The 17,342-nt window shown below is 61.7% G+C and carries 13 protein-coding genes and 2 tRNA genes; 13 read left to right on the top strand and 2 right to left on the bottom strand.

All coding sequences use genetic code 11. The features are described 5' to 3' along the window. Positions 1-35: 35 nt before the first annotated feature. The 6 genes from A7D21_RS02065 to A7D21_RS02040 all read left to right on the top strand — a co-directional run bounded on the left by A7D21_RS02065 (position 36) and on the right by A7D21_RS02040 (position 3,436). Positions 36-111, top strand: a tRNA-Ala gene (locus A7D21_RS02065). A 79-nt stretch (positions 112-190) separates the two neighbouring features. After that, positions 191-266 (top strand) — tRNA-Glu (locus A7D21_RS02060). Between the two features lie 291 nt (positions 267-557). After that, positions 558-1,097 carry a TetR/AcrR family transcriptional regulator gene (locus tag A7D21_RS02055; protein ID WP_053257098.1) on the top strand — a complete coding sequence of 180 codons (540 nt, stop codon included), beginning with the start codon at positions 558-560 and terminating at the stop codon, positions 1,095-1,097. A 16-nt stretch (positions 1,098-1,113) separates the two neighbouring features. Further along, complete coding sequence (locus A7D21_RS02050; RefSeq protein WP_053258010.1) at positions 1,114-1,947, top strand: alpha/beta hydrolase; 834 nt, start codon at positions 1,114-1,116, stop codon at positions 1,945-1,947. Positions 1,948-1,986: 39 nt separating this feature from the next. Further along, positions 1,987-2,421 carry a thioesterase family protein gene (locus tag A7D21_RS02045; protein ID WP_053257097.1) on the top strand — a complete coding sequence of 145 codons (435 nt, stop codon included), beginning with the start codon at positions 1,987-1,989 and terminating at the stop codon, positions 2,419-2,421. Positions 2,422-2,476: 55 nt separating this feature from the next. Beyond that, a complete protein-coding gene (locus A7D21_RS02040; protein ID WP_069550965.1) occupies positions 2,477-3,436 on the top strand; it encodes a tRNA-dihydrouridine synthase in 960 nt (319 codons plus the stop codon). A 50-nt stretch (positions 3,437-3,486) separates the two neighbouring features. Here A7D21_RS02040 and A7D21_RS02035 read toward each other — a convergent pair whose 3' ends face one another. Together A7D21_RS02035 and A7D21_RS02030 are read right to left on the bottom strand one after the other, a co-directional pair. Further along, entirely contained in the window at positions 3,487-6,765 is a 3,279-nt protein-coding gene (locus A7D21_RS02035; protein ID WP_069550964.1) for an EAL domain-containing protein, read from the bottom strand. A gap of 66 nt (positions 6,766-6,831) precedes the next feature. Further along, the gene (locus A7D21_RS02030) at positions 6,832-7,722 is read right to left on the bottom strand and encodes a LysR family transcriptional regulator (RefSeq protein WP_053257094.1); all 891 of its coding nucleotides are present in this window, start codon (positions 7,720-7,722) and stop codon (positions 6,832-6,834) included. 147 nt (positions 7,723-7,869) lie between these two features. On the opposite strand from A7D21_RS02030, the gene leuC reads away from it, so the two are divergent. From leuC to A7D21_RS01995, 7 genes are all read left to right on the top strand, one after another. After that, entirely contained in the window at positions 7,870-9,288 is a 1,419-nt protein-coding gene (gene leuC, locus A7D21_RS02025) for a 3-isopropylmalate dehydratase large subunit (RefSeq protein WP_053257093.1), read from the top strand. 10 nt (positions 9,289-9,298) lie between these two features. Continuing rightward, a complete protein-coding gene (gene leuD / locus A7D21_RS02020; RefSeq protein ID WP_053257092.1) occupies positions 9,299-9,943 on the top strand; it encodes a 3-isopropylmalate dehydratase small subunit in 645 nt (214 codons plus the stop codon). Positions 9,944-10,090: 147 nt separating this feature from the next. After that, positions 10,091-10,855 (top strand): class I SAM-dependent methyltransferase, encoded by a 765-nt coding sequence (locus A7D21_RS02015; protein WP_069550963.1) that lies wholly within the window; start codon positions 10,091-10,093, stop codon positions 10,853-10,855. A gap of 52 nt (positions 10,856-10,907) precedes the next feature. After that, positions 10,908-11,990 (top strand): 3-isopropylmalate dehydrogenase, encoded by a 1,083-nt coding sequence (leuB, locus tag A7D21_RS02010; RefSeq protein ID WP_064453251.1) that lies wholly within the window; start codon positions 10,908-10,910, stop codon positions 11,988-11,990. Positions 11,991-12,054: 64 nt separating this feature from the next. Next, entirely contained in the window at positions 12,055-13,167 is a 1,113-nt protein-coding gene (gene asd / locus A7D21_RS02005) for an aspartate-semialdehyde dehydrogenase (protein ID WP_053257089.1), read from the top strand. Positions 13,168-13,415: 248 nt separating this feature from the next. Then, a complete protein-coding gene (locus A7D21_RS02000) occupies positions 13,416-14,426 on the top strand; it encodes an aspartate-semialdehyde dehydrogenase (RefSeq protein ID WP_069550962.1) in 1,011 nt (336 codons plus the stop codon). 161 nt (positions 14,427-14,587) lie between these two features. Further along, positions 14,588-17,194: a FimV/HubP family polar landmark protein gene (locus A7D21_RS01995; protein WP_069550961.1), complete on the top strand. Its 2,607-nt coding sequence runs from the start codon at positions 14,588-14,590 to the stop codon at positions 17,192-17,194. Positions 17,195-17,342: the final 148 nt, after the last annotated feature.

The following is a 17,342-nucleotide window of genomic DNA, read 5'->3' as shown; positions in this document are numbered from 1 at the left end:
TCGCAAGGTCTGCTGCGCCGCGAGGCGAAAAATCCGGGGCTATAGCTCAGCTGGGAGAGCGCTTGCATGGCATGCAAGAGGTCAACGGTTCGATCCCGTTTAGCTCCACCAATTTACACGTTCAAGGTTCCGGCCACACCGTCCTTGAGCTGATCAGACTCAGCCTGATCACGTTGTATAGAAGGTTTGTGTCCCCTTCGTCTAGTGGCCTAGGACACCGCCCTTTCACGGCGGTAACAGGGGTTCGAGTCCCCTAGGGGACGCCACGATTACCCGCTCTGCGGGATTTTTAAGGGTCATTCAATTATTGAATGGCCCTTTTGTTTGTCTGGCGTTTGGGTTTTTTACACCCACCCCAAATCTCCCCATCGAACCCGCACATATTGGCGCACAAGGCTTCCAGTCAGTTGGCCTCGGCTCGCCGCATCGCAAACGGTGGCGGCAGGCGCTTTATTCCATGCGTTCTCATCGGTGCTGCTCGGACGAGCGGTTAGGTGGGTGGCTTGTAAAATATTATTATGGTAATAATATTTAACCCATGACAGACGGAGGCAACGATGAGCGATAAAAAAGCGCAAACCCGCGAACGCATTTTGCAGGCTGCCAGCGCGGCGTTGATCCAGCGCGGCCCTGCCGAGCCGAGCGTCGGTGAAGTCATGGGTGCAGCCGGGCTCACGGTCGGCGGGTTCTACGCGCACTTTGAAAGCAAAGACGCGTTGATGCTGGAGGCCTTCACGCAGTTGCTGGCCCGGCGTCGTGCCTCCATTGACGACATGGACGCAAGCCTCACCGGCGAGGAACGCAGAAGCCTGGTGGCGGCGTTCTACCTGTCGCGCAAACACCGCGACTCGACGGACCAGGCCTGCCCGATCCCGGCAACGGTGGGCGAGATGAGCCGCCTGCCGGATGAGTTTCGCCTGGCGCTCAACGAACATACGGAGTTGATGGCCGCCCAGTTGGCCGCCAGCCCGGAGGACACCGACAAAGCTCTGGCGGATATGGCCCTGATGATCGGCGGCCTGGCCTTGGCGCGGGCTCTCGGCCCGGGCGAATTGTCGGACCGCGTGTTACGCGCTGCCAAGTCGGCGGTACGTTAAAAAGGGGAGTCGCATGATGGGCGCATTAACCTGGATTCGTGGTTTCAATGGCACCGTCGGCCGCTTGGCGCCGCGCACGGTGGCGAGTAAGTTGCGCCGCACGTTCATGACGCCTCGCAACCTGCCGCCGCGTGATTGGGAGTTACCGCTGCTGGCGCAATCGGAGCGCATCACCCTGCGTTTTGGTCTGTCGGCGTTGCGCTGGGGGCAAGGGCCCGCCGTGTTGCTGATGCACGGCTGGGAAGGGCGTCCCACGCAGTTCGCCAGTCTGATCACCGCGCTGGTGGATAACGGTTATTCGGTGATTGCCCTGGATGGGCCGGCCCATGGCCGTTCGCCTGGGCGTGAAGCGCATGTGCTGCTGTTTGCTCGCGCGATGCTCGAAGCCGCCGCGGAGTTACCACCGCTGCAGGCGGTCGTGGGGCATTCCATGGGCGGCGCCAGTGCGCTGCTGGCGGTGCAGTTGGGGTTGCGTACCGAGGCGTTGGTCAGCATTGCGGCACCGTCGCGGTTCCTCGATGTGCTGCGGGGGTTTGCCGGTATGGTGGGCTTGCCGGCCCGTGCGCGCGCCGCGTTTATCCGCGAAGTCGAATTGACTTTCGGCATGCCGCTCAAGCACTTGGACGTCGCTCACTACCAGATGAACCTTCCGGGCCTGATCGTGCACGCCGAAGACGACACCTTTGTTCCGGTCAAAGCTTCGCAAGCCATTCATGACGCCTGGTTCGACAGCCGTCTGCTGCGCCTGGAGCAGGGCGGCCATCAGAAGGTGCTGGCCGACCCGCGGGTGATCGACGGCGTACTGACGCTCCTGGCCGGCTGCCGTTTACAGGCGCGGCAAACCGCCTGATACACTGCTCCCGCCGACATTAATCGACTGGAGCAAGGCATGGGCTGGGATTTGGCAACGCCGTTTATCATTGATCTGCAGGTCGCCGCTGAAGACATCGACGGCCTGGGGCACGCCAATAACGCGGTGTACGTGTCCTGGTTGGAGCGTTGCGCCTGGCGCCATTCCCAGCGGCTGGGGCTGGACCTCACCGAGTACCGCCGCCTGGACCGCGCGATGGCCGTGGTGCGTCATGAGATCGACTACCTGGCGGCGGGCTATGAGGGCGACGAGCTGCAACTGGCCACCTGGATCGTCGACTGGGACCAGCGCCTGAAAATGACCCGCCGCTTCCAACTGGTTCGCCCCCGCGACGGCGCGACCTTGCTGCGCGCGCACACCACCTTTGTCTGCATCGAGCTGTCCAGCGGCAAGCCCAAGCGCATGCCGGCTGAATTTCTCGACGGCTATGGTCCCGCCCTGACAGGGGGTTAACGGTTACGCTGGGAAACCCAGTAAACTGCGCCACGATTTTTGTTGAGTGTTTTCCATGCAAATTGCTTTGGCGCCCATGGAGGGGTTGGTCGACAACATCCTGCGGGACGTGTTGACCCGCGTGGGCGGTATTGACTGGTGCGTGACCGAATTTATTCGCGTCAATGACCGCCTGCTCACGCCGGCCTATTTCCACAAGCTCGCCCCGGAACTGCTGGACGGTGCCCACACCGCAGCGGGCGTGCCGCTGCGCGTGCAGTTGCTGGGTTCCGACCCGGTCTGCCTGGCGGAAAACGCGGCGTTGGCCTGTGAGCTGGGTTCGCAGGTGATCGACCTGAACTTCGGTTGCCCGGCCAAGACCGTTAACAAATCCCGTGGCGGTGCGGTATTGCTCAAGGAGCCGGAGCTGCTTAACCAGATTGTCGAGCATGTACGCCGCGCAGTGCCTGCGCATATTCCGGTCACCGCCAAGATGCGCCTGGGCTTCGACAGCCCGGACGGTGCGCTGGTGTGTGCCACGGCCCTGGCTGAAGGCGGTGCGGCACATATTGTGGTGCATGCACGGACCAAGGCCGATGGCTACAAGCCGCCCGCTCACTGGGAGTGGATCCCGCGCGTGCAGGACGTGGTCAAGGTGCCGGTGTTCGCCAATGGCGATATCTGGAGCGTCGAAGACTGGAAGCGTTGCCGCGAAATCAGCGGCGCCGACGACATCATGCTCGGCCGTGGCCTGGTGGCACGTCCCGACCTGGCGCGGCAGATTGTGGCGGCGAAGGCGGGTGAAGAGGTGGTGGAAATGACCTGGGCCGAAATGCAGCCGATGCTCCAGGAGTTCTGGCGCCAATCGGTGGCGCAGTTGACCGAAAAGCAGGCGCCGGGTCGTTTGAAGCAATGGCTGGCGATGCTCACACGCAATTATCCCGAGGCGGTGGAGCTGTTCACCGTGATGCGTCGGGAAACCGACTTGCAACAGGTCGGTCGTTTGTTGGGCATGCCCGCTCCGGCTGCTGCTTGATCGTTTGATGGCCGCGGATTGACCGAGACAGGCAATGAGGCGGATGCGCCTCAGATCAACAACCGCCTGAAGTCCTCGATCGGCAATGGGCGGCTGTGCAAATACCCTTGGAACAAATGGCAGCCCAGCTTTTGCAGGAACGCCAGTTGTTCCGGGGTTTCCACGCCCTCGGCGATCACCTCCAGGTTCAGGCTGCGGGCCATGGCCACAATGGCGCGGATGATTTCTGCGTCGTTGGGGTCATGGGTCGCGTCGCGTACAAAGGACTGGTCGATCTTCAGCGCATCGACCGGCAGGCGCTTGAGGTAGGTCAGCGACGAATAGCCGGTGCCGAAGTCGTCCATCGCAAAGCTGACGCCGAGTTTTTTCAGGCGGCGCATCTTGGCCACGGTATCGTCGAGGTTCTGGATCACGATGCCTTCGGTGATTTCCAGTTTGAGCAGGCTGTGGGGCAACTGGTACTGCTTGAGGCTGTGCTCCACCCGCTCCACGAAGTCGTTCTGGCGAAACTGCCGGGGGCTGATGTTCACGCACAGGCTGAAATTCAGTGGGTCGACCAATCCGTCGGCAATCAGTTGTGCAAACGCGCCGCAGGCTTGATCGAGAATCCAGGTGCCGACTTCCAGGATCAGGCCGCTGTCTTCCAGGACCTTGATGAATTCGGACGGTGACTGCGCACCCAACTGCGGATGCTGCCAGCGCACCAGCGCCTCGGCGCCGACGATTTTGTTACCGCGCGCATCCACTTGCGGCTGGTAATGCACGCTGAATTCGCCGCGTGACAGGGCCAGGCGCAGGTCGGTCTCCATGCGCAGGCGCTCGCTGGCGGTTTTTTGCATGCTGTTGTGGAACATTTGTATGGTGTTGCGCCCCGAGTCCTTGGCGCGATACAGGGCAATGTCGGCGCGTTTGAGCAGGTCGGCCGGCGTGGAGCCGTGGTCGGGAATCAGCGCCACGCCAATACTGGGCGTGACCTGCAAGCGGTGGCCATCGAGGAACATCGGCTCCGAGAGCAATTCGCGCAAGGTGTCGGCCAGCTCCTGCACTTGGGCGCTGACTTGCGCCCGCGTACCTTCCAGGCCACTGAGCAATACCACAAATTCATCCCCACCCAGGCGCGCAACGGTGTCCTCCATGCGCACGCTGGCTTCCAGGCGCGCGGTGACGATTTTCAGCACGGTGTCGCCCACCGGGTGGCCGAGGGAATCGTTGATGTGTTTGAAGTGGTCGAGGTCGAGGAACAGCAACGCGCCGCGCAGGTTATGGCGCTTGAGCAGGGCGATCTGCTGGCTCAGGCGATCCATCAGCAAGGCGCGATTGGGCAGGTTGGTCAGCGGGTCGTGGTAGGCCAGGTGACGAATCTGCGCCTGGGCGTTTTTCAGCAGGCTCACGTCCCGCGCGGTCAGCAGCAGGCACGGCGTTTCATTCAGGGTGATTGGTTCTACCGAGACTTCTACGGCCAATACCTCGCCACGTTTGTTGTGCCAGAGCATTTCCAGGTGATGGATACGGCCTTTGATCTGCAGTTCGGCCAACAGCGCAGCGCGCTGGTTTTCATCGGCCCAGATGCCAATCTGGTACAGCGTGAGGCCAATGGCTTCTTCGGCGCGATACCCGGTCAGGCGGCAAAAGCCGTCGTTGACTTCGACATAGCGGCCAGTGTCACGTTCGGTAATCGAAATGGCGTCGGGGCTGGAATGGAAGGCCTTGGCGAATTTTTCTTCACTGGCCTTCAGCGCGGCCTCCGAGCGTTGTTGCTGGGTGATGTCGCGCAGGGTGGTGACGATACACGATTGGGTTCCAACCGTGATCAGCCGGCTGGCGATCATGCAGGTCAGGCATTGGCCATTCTTGTGGTGCACCACGATCGCCACATTGCTCAGCGCCTGCTCGCGAATCACCTGTTCGATGCGCTGCAGGCGCTTGCTCGATTCATCCCACAGGCCGATTTGATCAGCGCTTTTGTCGATGACCTCGGCGACCGTCCAGCCAAAGGTCTGGGTGAAGGCGGGGTTGATTTCAATAAAGGCGCCACTGTCCAGGCACGTGACGCAGATCGGGTCGGGGCTGGCCTGGAACAGGCTGGCGAATTTCTCTTCGGACGCGGTGAGGCGTTGTTCGCGCTCCACCTGGTCAGTGATATCCAGCAACGTGCCGGCCATGCGCAGCGGTTTGCCGGAGTCGTCGCGATACAGACGGGCGCGACTTTCCAGGTAACGAGGAATGCCGTCCTCTGTGAGTACGCGGTAGGTCAACTGGTAGTTACCGTCCTGGCCTTCACGCAAACTGCGGTAGGCATTGCGCATGCCTTCGCGGTCGGCATCGGACATGCCCTCAAAAAATGCATCGAAGGACTCGTGGAAGGGTTCCGGTGGGAGCCCGTGCAGTTGGGCGGCACGGGCCGAGCCGTAGAGCATGCCCGTGGGAATGTGCCAGTCCCAGGTGCCCAGTTGCGCCGAATCCAGGGCGAGGTCGAGGCGCTCCTGGCTGTCCTTGAGGGCTTGTTCGGCGTTTTTGCGTTCGGTGGTGTCGAGAAAGGTGCTGATCAAGTAAGCCTCGCCCTCCAGCTCGACTTTCTGCGCGCTGAGGGTGCCATCATGGATCTGGCCGTGGCTGTCGCAGAACTGCACCTCCATGGTGATGGGTTCGCCTTTGCGCTGCGTGGCCTTGACCAGCAGCGCACGTTCTTCAGGGTGTCGCCACAAACCCAGCTCCAAGGTGGTGCGGCCGATGGCGTGAGCCAGGGGCCAGCCGAAGTGCATCTCGAAATACTGGTTGGCTTCGCTGATCAGCCCGTCGGATTGACGGGTCAGCAGGACCATGTTGGGGCACAGGTGAAACAGCGTGGCGAAGCGTTTTTCCGACTGCATGAGGGCACGTTCGCGCTCGTGCTGGCGGGTGGTCTCGCGGATCACGCCGATCATGCGGCGCCGACCGCTCTTGTCCAGTGTCAGGCTGCCACTGATTTCCAGCCAGTGATCGCTGCCATCCGGCCACCGTATCTGGTGGTGCATGGCCTGCTCGAATGGCTCTCCCGCCAGCACCGCATGAAAAGCGCGCACAACCCGCTCACGGTCCTGCGGGGCGAGCAGGTCGAGGTATTCCAGGTCCTTGGGTAACGGTTGCCGGGGGTCGTAGCCGAACAGCGCCTGAGTGCCCCTTGACCAACTGATTCTGCCGGTGTCGATTTCCCAGTACCACGCGCCCAGCCGGGCGGCGTTGAGGGCCGCCAGCAATTGCGGGGCGTTGTCCCAGCTTTTTTCCGCCTCCTGAGGGTCCAGGGCGTAAATGCGGGGCAGGGGTGGCACGGAGTCGACGGGGTTGCGCATTATCACGGGGCCTTGGCTCAATGGGCGGTCAGCGCGAGTTGTTTCAGACCTTGAGGGCGCACAGTTTCATGCCGGTAGCCCTGGCAGATCGACCTGTGCATCCAATAGGCTCATGAACGCCCGCGCAGCGTTCGACAGCGTCCTTTCGGTGTGCACGATATAGCCTAGCTGGCGACTGAGCTGTATGCCCGGCAAAGCGATACTTGCCACTTGATCATCGAGCATGGTGCGCGGCAGCACGCTCCAGGCCAGGCCGATAGACACCATCATCTTGATCGTTTCCAGGTAGTTGGTGCTCATCGCGATGTTCGGCGTCAGGCCCTGGGCCTCGAATAGGCGGCTGACGATATGGTGGGTAAAGGTGTTGCCGCCCGGGAACACCGCCGGGTGCCTGGCAATATCGGCCAGATTGACGGTGCCGTTGCCGGTCAAGCTGTGCTCCGGTGCCACGACGAAATCCAGTGGGTCATCCCACACCGGCGTGGCGCGGACCAAATTGTGCGGGTCAGGCGCCAGGGTAATGACCGCCACTTCGGCGCGACCATGGAGGATTTCTTCGTAGGCCACTTCCGAATCGAGGAACTGAATATCCAGCGCCACGTTGGGGTACTGGCGGGTGAAGGTACGCAGGATCGGGGGCAGGCGGTGCAGGCCGATATGGTGGCTGGTGGCCAGAGTCAGCCGGCCGCTGACTTCGCCGGTCAGGTTAGTGAGGGCGCGGCGCGTATCGTCCAGCACGTTGAGGATCTGATAGGCGCGCGGCAGCAAAGCCCGCCCGGCTTCGGTCAGGCCGACTTCACGGCCCAGGCGATCGAACAGGCGCACCTTTAATTGTTGCTCCAGGCCGGCGATGCGCTTGCTGATGGCCGGTTGGGTCAGGTGCAGGCGTTCACCGGCGCCGGAGAAGCTTCCGGTCTCGGCGATGGCGATAAAAGCGTTGAGGTTGGCCAGGTCCATGGTGGTATTCCAGTTGGTAATCCAAAGCATAAAAAATATGAATTTGAGTTATTTAATGTAGCGCCATACCATCAGCCTCACAAGCCAAAGGGTTATTGAATGTCTCAAGGCCCGGGGCATAGAAAGACCGATGATGAGGACCGACTGATGGCCGGCAAAACGCTTTACGACAAGCTTTGGGATTCCCATGAAGTGAAACGGCGCGACGATGGCTCGTCGCTGATTTATATCGACCGTCACATCATCCATGAAGTGACCTCGCCACAAGCGTTCGAAGGCCTGCGGCTGGCCGGGCGCAAGCCTTGGCGCGTCGACTCGATCATCGCCACCCCTGACCACAACGTACCGACCACGCCTGAACGCAAGGGCGGCATCGACGCAATCGTTGACACCGTGTCGCGCCTGCAAGTGCAGACCCTCGACGATTACTGCGACGAATATGGCATCACCGAATTCAAAATGAATGACGTGCGTCAAGGCATCGTTCACGTGATCGGTCCGGAGCAGGGCGCGACCTTGCCCGGCATGACCGTCGTCTGCGGCGACTCCCACACCTCCACCCACGGTGCGTTCGGCGCGTTGGCCCATGGCATCGGCACGTCCGAGGTGGAACATGTGTTCGCCACCCAGTGCCTGGTCGCCAAAAAAATGAAGAACATGTTGGTCTTGGTTGAAGGCACGCTGCCGTTCGGCGTGACCGCCAAGGACATCGTGCTCGCCGTGATCGGCAAGATCGGCACCGCCGGTGGTAACGGCCATGCCATCGAGTTCGCCGGCAGCGCGATTCGCGACCTCTCCATCGAAGGCCGCATGACCATCTGCAACATGTCCATCGAAGCCGGTGCCCGCGTGGGCATGGTGGCGGCGGACGAGAAGACCGTTGAATACGTCAAGGGCCGCCCATTCGCGCCGAAAGGCGCCGATTGGGACGCCGCCGTCGAAGCCTGGAAAGACCTGGTCTCCGACGCCGATGCGGTGTTCGACACCGTGGTCGAGCTCGACGCTGCGCAGATCAAGCCGCAAGTCAGCTGGGGCACCTCGCCGGAGATGGTCCTGGCCGTCGACCAGAACGTGCCGGACCCGGCTAAAGAGGCCGACCTGGTCAAGCGCGGTTCGATCGAACGCGCCTTGAAATACATGGGCTTGAAAGCCAATCAGGCGATTACCGACATCCAGCTGGACCGCGTGTTTATCGGTTCCTGCACCAACTCGCGGATCGAAGACCTGCGTGCCGCGGCGGTGATCGCCAAAGGCCGTAAAGTCGCCTCGACCATCAAGCAAGCCATCGTGGTGCCAGGCTCGGGCCTGGTCAAAGCCCAGGCCGAAGCCGAAGGCCTGGACAAGATCTTCCTCGAGGCCGGTTTTGAGTGGCGTGAGCCGGGCTGCTCGATGTGCCTGGCGATGAACCCGGACCGTTTGGAGTCGGGCGAGCATTGCGCGTCGACCTCCAACCGTAACTTCGAAGGGCGTCAGGGCGCCGGTGGGCGTACCCACCTGGTCAGCCCGGCCATGGCCGCCGCGGCTGCCGTCAACGGTCGTTTCATCGACGTTCGCGAATTGATCTGAGGAAAACCCGATGAGAGCTTTTACCCAACACACAGGTCTTGTAGCGCCGTTGGACCGTGCCAACGTTGACACCGACCAGATCATTCCCAAGCAGTTCTTGAAGTCGATCAAGCGCACCGGCTTTGGCCCCAACCTGTTCGACGAGTGGCGCTACCTGGACGTGGGCTACGCCTACCAGGACAACTCCAAGCGCCCGCTGAACAAGGACTTTGTGCTCAACGCCGAGCGCTATCAGGGCGCCAGCGTGTTGCTCGCCCGGGAAAACTTCGGTTGCGGCTCCAGCCGTGAACACGCGCCGTGGGCCCTGGAAGAATATGGCTTTCGCAGCATCATCGCGCCGAGCTACGCGGACATCTTCTTCAACAACAGCTTCAAGAATGGCTTGCTGCCGATCATCTTGAGCGACGCTGAAGTGGATGAACTGTTCAAGCAAGTGGAAGCCGATGTGGGCTACCAGTTGACCGTCGACCTGGCTGCGCAGACCGTTACGCGCCCGGACGGCAAGGTCTATCACTTTGAAGTGGACGCCTTCCGCAAGCACTGCCTGCTCAATGGCCTGGATGATATCGGCCTGACCCTGCAGGACGGCGATGCGATTGCCGCGTTTGAAACCAAACACCGGGCCAGCCAGCCCTGGTTGTTTCGCGACGCGTGATTCTATGTAGACCGGACTGGCCCCTTCGCGAGCAAGCCCGCTCCCACATTTGATCGCATTTCAACGGAAGGAACTCGGTTGAATGTGGGAGCGGGCTTGCCCGCGAAGACGGCAGTACAAACAACACAAGTCTCAAGGAAGCTCACCATGACCCGCACCGCCCACACCCAAGTCGTGCAAAAACAATTCGGCGAGCAAGCCTCGGCGTACCTGAGCAGTGCCGTGCACGCCCAAGGCACCGAATTCGCGCTGCTTCAGGCCGAACTGGCCGGGCAGGGCGCAACACGACTGCTGGACTTGGGCTGCGGTGCCGGTCATGTGAGTTTCCAGGTAGCGCCGCTGGTCAAAGAAGTGGTCGCCTACGACCTGTCCCAACAGATGCTCGACGTGGTCAGTGCCGCCGCTGTGGATCGCGGCCTGAATAACATCCGCACCGTATGCGGCGCCGCCGAACGCTTGCCATTCGCCGACGGCGAGTTCGACTTCGTGTTCAGCCGTTACTCGGCGCACCACTGGAGTGACCTGGGCCTGGCCCTGCGTGAAGTGCGCCGCGTACTCAAGCCAGGCGGCGTGGCGGCCTTTGTCGACGTCTTGTCACCGGGCAGCCCGCTGTTGGACACTTACCTGCAAACCGTCGAAGTGCTGCGCGACACCAGCCACGTGCGCGATTACGACGCCGCCGAGTGGATGCGTCAACTCAGCGAGGCCGGCCTGCATGTGCGCACCAGCAGCCGCCAACGCCTGCGCCTGGAATACACCTCCTGGGTCGAGCGCATGCGCACTCCGCAGGCCTTGCGCACCGCGATCCTTGAGCTGCAGCAGGCGATGGGGCAGGAAGTGCGCGATTACTACGAGATTCAGGCCGACGGCACCTTCAGCACCGACGTGCTGGTGGTTTTTGCCGAACGTTGATTAATTTTCCCGACCTGCCTGCGGGCAGGTCGCTTGATGAAATGAGGAACGCATGAGCAAGCAGATTCTGATTCTTCCTGGCGACGGTATTGGTCCGGAAATCATGGCCGAAGCGGTCAAAGTCCTGGAGTTGGCCAACACCAAGTACAGCCTGGGCTTCGAACTGAGCCACGATGTGATCGGTGGTGCGGCTATCGACAAGCATGGCGTGCCGCTGGCCGACGAGACGCTGGACCGCGCCCGTGCTGCTGATGCGGTGTTGCTGGGGGCTGTGGGTGGCCCGAAGTGGGACAAGATCGAGCGTGATATCCGCCCTGAGCGCGGCCTGCTGAAAATTCGCGCGCAACTGGGCCTGTTCGGCAACCTGCGTCCGGCCATCCTCTATCCGCAACTGGCCGACGCGTCGAGCCTCAAGCCGGAAGTGGTGGCGGGCCTGGATATCCTTATCGTGCGCGAGCTGACCGGTGGTATCTATTTCGGCTCGCCACGCGGTGTGCGCGAGTTGGAGAATGGTGAGCGTCAGGCCTACGACACCCTGCCGTACAGCGAGAGTGAAATCCGCCGTATCGCCCGTGTCGGTTTCGACATGGCCCGTGTGCGCGGTAAAAAGGTCTGCTCCGTCGACAAAGCCAACGTATTGGCTTCCAGCCAGCTGTGGCGCGAAATTGTCGAAGAAGTGGCCAAGGACTACCCGGACGTCGAACTGAGCCACATGTACGTCGATAACGCCGCCATGCAACTGGTGCGCGCACCCAAGCAGTTTGACGTGATCGTCACCGATAACCTGTTCGGCGACATCCTGTCCGACCAGGCCTCGATGCTCACCGGTTCCATCGGCATGCTGCCGTCGGCGTCCCTGGACACCAACAACAAAGGCATGTACGAGCCTTGCCACGGTTCGGCGCCGGATATCGCAGGGCAAGGCATTGCCAACCCATTGGCGACCATTTTGTCGGTGTCGATGATGCTGCGTTACAGCTTCAACCTGAGCGACGCGGCCGATGCTATCGAGAAGGCCGTAAGCCTGGTGTTGGATCAGGGTTTGCGCACCGGTGACATTTGGTCACAGGGTTGCACCAAAGTCGGCACGCAAGAAATGGGCGACGCAGTAGTCGCCGCGCTGCGGAATCTGTAATCTCTCGGGCCCGCTTGCAGTTGTTGCTGCAAGGCGGCCCACTTTTTAACAAGGTGTAGTTGCGATGAAACGTGTAGGTCTGATCGGTTGGCGCGGTATGGTCGGTTCCGTGCTCATGCAGCGGATGCTGGAAGAGCAGGATTTCGATCTTATTGAGCCGGTGTTTTTCACCACTTCGAACGTAGGTGGCCAAGGGCCGTCCGTGGGCAAGGATATTGCCCCGCTCAAGGACGCCTACAGCATTGAAGAGCTGAAAACCCTCGATGTGATTCTGACCTGCCAGGGTGGCGACTACACCAGCGAAGTCTTCCCCAAGCTGCGCGAAGCCGGCTGGCAGGGTTACTGGATCGACGCCGCCTCCAGCCTGCGCATGCAGGACGACGCGGTGATCATCCTCGACCCGGTCAACCGCAAGGTCATCGACCAGCAGCTGGATGCGGGCACCAAGAACTACGTCGGCGGCAACTGCACCGTCAGCCTGATGCTGATGGGCCTGGGCGGCTTGTTCGAAGCGGGTCTGGTCGAGTGGATGAGCGCCATGACCTATCAGGCGGCGTCCGGTGCGGGTGCGCAGAACATGCGCGAACTGATCAAGCAAATGGGCGCGACCCACGCGGCCGTTGCCGATCAACTGGCCGACCCGGCCAGCGCGATCCTCGACATCGACCGCCGTGTGGCCGAAGCCATGCGCAGCGAAGCCTACCCGACCGAGAACTTCGGTGTGCCATTGGCCGGTAGCCTGATCCCGTGGATCGACAAGGAACTGCCGAACGGCCAAAGCCGCGAAGAGTGGAAAGCCCAGGCCGAAACCAACAAGATTCTGGGCCGCTTCAAGAGCCCGATCCCGGTGGACGGTATCTGCGTGCGTATCGGCGCCATGCGCTGCCACAGCCAGGCGCTGACCATCAAACTGAACAAAGACGTGCCGATCGCGGATATCGAAGGGCTGATCAGCCAGCACAACCCGTGGGTCAAGCTGGTGCCGAACAACCGCGAAATCAGCATGCAGGAGCTCAGCCCGACCAAGGTTACCGGCACCCTGAATGTACCGGTTGGCCGTCTGCGCAAGCTGAACATGGGCACCCAGTACCTGGGCGCGTTCACCGTTGGCGACCAGTTGCTGTGGGGCGCGGCTGAACCGCTGCGCCGCATGCTGCGGATTTTGCTGGAGCGCTAATCGCTGCTGGTAAACAAGAAACCCGCGTTCTGGTGACAGGCGCGGGTTTTTTGTTGTTCGTTACAGCCCCATTGCGGGCAAGCCCGCGCCGACAGTCGAGCGCATTTGAGCGTTGGAACTCGGTCAAGTGTGGGAGCGGGCTTGCTCGCGAAGGGGTCATCAGCCACGCCGCAAACCCCCGGTTAATTGCCTCACCCCCAGCCACCCGGTAAAGTGCCGCTCCCCCCGCAATGCCCGAGGCAGCCCCCATGACCCAGACTTTTGAAATTGCAGTGATCGGCGCCACCGGCACCGTGGGCGAAACCCTGGTGCAGATTCTTGAAGAGCTGGATTTCCCGGTGGGCACCTTGTACCTGCTGGCGGGCAGCAACTCGGCCGGTGCGTCAGTTCCGTTTCGTGGCAAAAACGTGCGGGTCAAGGAAGTCGATGAATTCGATTTCAGCAAAGCGCAATTGGCGTTCTTCGCAGCCGGTCCGGCGGTAACCTTGAGTTTCGCCCCGCGTGCCACGGCCGCCGGCTGCTCGGTGATCGATCTCTCCGGCGCCTTGCCGGCCGAGCAGGCGCCCCAAGTGGTGCCGGAAGCCAATGCCCATGTGCTGGACGGTCTGAAAAGGCCGTTCCAACTGGGCAGCCCAAGCCCGTCCGCCACCAACCTGGCGGTAGTCCTGGCGCCGCTGCGCGGTTTGCTGGAGATCCAGCGCGTCAGCGTCACCGCCAACCTGGCTGTCTCTGCCCAAGGCCGTGAGGCTGTCAGCGAGCTGGCCCGACAGACCGCAGAGCTGCTGAACGTACGCCCGCTGGAGCCCAAGTTCTTTGATCGGCAAATGGCCTTCAACCTGCTGGCACAAGTCGGCACGCCCGACGCCCAAGGCCATACCGCCCTGGAGCGACGCCTGGTCCACGAATTGCGTGCGGTACTGGAAACTCCTTTACTGAAGATTTCCGCAACCTGCGTTCAAGCACCGGTGTTTTTTGGCGATAGCCTGACTGTGTCGTTGCAATTGGGCGCGCCGGTCGATCTGGCGGCGGTCAACCGCGCACTCGAGGCGGCACCGGGCATTGAGCTGGTCGAAGAGGGCGATTACCCGACCGCCGTGGGCGATGCGGTCGGCCAGGACGTGGTCTACGTGGGCCGAGTGCGTGCGGGCGTGGATGACCCGGCGGAACTAAATCTATGGCTGACGTCAGATAACGTACGCAAAGGCGCCGCATTGAATGCCGTGCAACTGGCGCAGTTGTTGATAAAAGGCCTTGCGTAAAAGATACTTGGCGGCAATTTGTAGATTGATTCTAGCCAAGCGCTATGCTTGGTCCCTAGCAGAACAGAAGCGCGTCGGTAACCTATCGGCTCGCCATGCCTTATGGCAGCGGTTACCAACCTTCTCGCAGGCCGGGGAGTGTTCAGACAAAGGATGAGGCTATGGTTCAAGTTCGCAAACTGGTGTTAGCAATAGCGGCCGCCTCGGCGCTGTCCTCCGGTATGGCGCAAGCGCTGCAGCTTGGGGAGATGACCCTCAAGTCGAAGTTGAACCAGCCGTTGTCGGTGGAAATCGAATTGCTTGATGTCGGTGGCCTCACCGCTGCCGAGATTACGCCCAGCCTGGCCTCCGACCAGGCATTTGTAGACGCAGGCGTTGATCGCCAGGCGTTCCTCAATGACCTGACGTTTACCCCGGTGGTCAACCCTAGCGGGCGCAGCGTGGTGCGTGTCACGTCGAGCAAGCCGCTGCCGGATTCCTATGTGCGTTTCCTGCTGCAGGTGCAATGGCCCAATGGCCGCCTGATGCGCGACTACAGTGTGCTGCTCGACCCGGCCAAGTTCGAACAGCCAGCACCGACTCCGACCGCGAGCGCACCCGCGCCGCGTTTGAGCGCGCCGACCGGCGCTGCGCCGACTGTCAGCAAATCCGCTCAGCACACCACGACTTCTCGCGACACCCTGTGGGAAATTGCTGAGAAGAACCGTAATGGTGCTTCGATCCAACAGACCATGCTGGCTATCCAGGCGCTCAACCCTGACGCCTTTGTCGACGGCAATATCAACCGTCTGAAAACCGGCCATGTCCTGCGCCTGCCGGACCGCCAGCAAGCCACCGCCTTGGCGCAACCCAAGGCGATTGCCGAAGTGAGCGCGCAAAATGCGGCCTGGCGCCAGGGGCGCCGCACGGCCAACAATCAGGCGGCGGGCAAGCAGCAACTGGACGCGACCAAGCGCGCGCAGGCGGGCAATGCGCCCTCAAGCACCACCGCCACGGACAACTTGAGCCTGGTTTCTGCTGAATCTGCCAAGAAAGGCGCGAAGGGCAAGGCCGGTGACGGTCGCGCGCTGAACGACAAGCTTGCGATGACCCAGGAACAACTGGATACCACTCGCCGCGACAATGCCGAACTGAAAAGCCGCGCGGCGGATCTGCAAAGTCAGTTGGACAAGCTGCAAAAGCTGATTCAACTGAAAAACGATCAACTTGCCAGGTTGCAGGCAGCAAACGGCGCCCCGGCCGCGCCGGCAACGGCGGCAACGGCGGCGATGCCCGCTCAATTGGCCGGCGAGCCAGTCACTGCGCCAGCCGCTGTTCCAGCAACGCCCGAGGTGGCGCCGGCTGCTGCTGCGACACCGGCACCGGCACCTGCCGCACCCGAGCCAATCAAGCCGGAGGCCGCGCCTGATACCACCGAAGGTAAATTCAACGAGCTGCTGACAAATCCGATCGTCCTGGGTGTGATCGGCGGTGCGGCGGGCTTGTTGGTGTTGTTGCTGCTGTTGTTGTGGGCACGTCATCGCAATGCGCGCCTTGAAGAAGAAAAGCACCTACGTATGGCGCGGGCCCTGGCTGAAGAGCCGGTATTTACCCCGAACATTGATCACGACCTGCCACCGGACAGCTTCGAAGGCCTGGAAGTCACGCCACCGAACGTCAAGTTGGCAGCTGCGCCCGCACCCGCGGCGGCGGTTGAGCCGGTCGTGGTGGCGCCGACGGTTGCCTCGGTACTCTCGCCGTTGGCGGTTGCTGTCGCTCCTGAGAATTCCAGTGATGCGCTGGCACAAGCTCAATCTCATATCGACCGTGGTCACCTGAACCAGGCGGCTGATGTGCTGGAGCAGGCGATCAAGCGCGAGCCCAAGCGCAGCGATCTGCGTTTGAAGTTGATGGAAGTTTATGGCCTGCAGAGCGACAAGGACGGCTTCGTTACCCAGGAGCGTCAACTGGTGGCCAATGGTGAGAACCATGCCCAGGTCGAGCAGCTCAAAAGCCGCTTTCCGGCCATGGCTGTGTTGGCGGCGGGCGTCAGTGCTGCGGTGGCTGCTGCGGCCCTGGACGCGCAATACGTCAAGAACCTGATGGAAGACAAACCCGTCGCGCCAGCCCCGGAGCCAGAGGCGTTCGATACCGATTTCGACCTGAGCCTGGATGACCTGGAAGCCGCTTCACCGGCCGTGGTCAGCCCGAAAGACGCGCTGAGCTTCGAGTCGGTGCTGCAACAGCAGACGGAAGCCAAAGCCAGCCCGGACGATTTGTCGGACTTCGATCTGGACCTGCAACTGGAGGATCCGGCTTCCACGCAGTCGGATGACGACTTCCTTTCGGGTCTTGAAGACCAGATGAAGGATGTCCCGGCCGTTGAGCCGCCGACCCTGACGCCTGCCGCGCTGGACGACTTTGACCTGCCGGAAGATTTCGACCTGTCCCTGGCGGACGAGCCGCAAGCGCCCGCCGCCGGCAAGCCCGAGGTCTTCGCCTCGGAGCTCAATGATGTCAACGCTGAGCTGGATCGCCTGTCCCAAAGCCTGGAACATCCGCCGATCGAACCTTCCTTCACCGCTGAAGAGGCGGCGTTGGGTGGTGATGAGCCGGAATTCGACTTCCTGTCCGGTACCAATGAGGTCGCCACCAAGCTGGACCTGGCCCAGGCCTACATCGACATGGGCGATGCCGATGGCGCGCGGGACATCCTTTCCGAAGTGCTGACTGAGGGCGATGAAGCCCAGCGCGGTGAAGCCAAGGAAATGCTTGGCCGGCTGGCGTGATCGTCAGCTGTTAACGCAACGGCGGCCCTTGGGCCGCCGTTTTGCTTTCCAGCCTTACAAACCATGGCGTCTGCGGCTCAGCGCCTTATAATGGGCGCCTTTGCGCAACTCATCGGGCTCTCAGTTCTTGGCAAATATAGATAACGCG

The organism is Pseudomonas sp. AP19, assembly GCF_001728855.1.
Lineage (GTDB): Bacteria > Pseudomonadota > Gammaproteobacteria > Pseudomonadales > Pseudomonadaceae > Aquipseudomonas > Aquipseudomonas fluorescens.
Note: the sequence above shows the minus strand (reverse complement) of the source record. Positions and strands in the feature narration are given on the sequence as shown.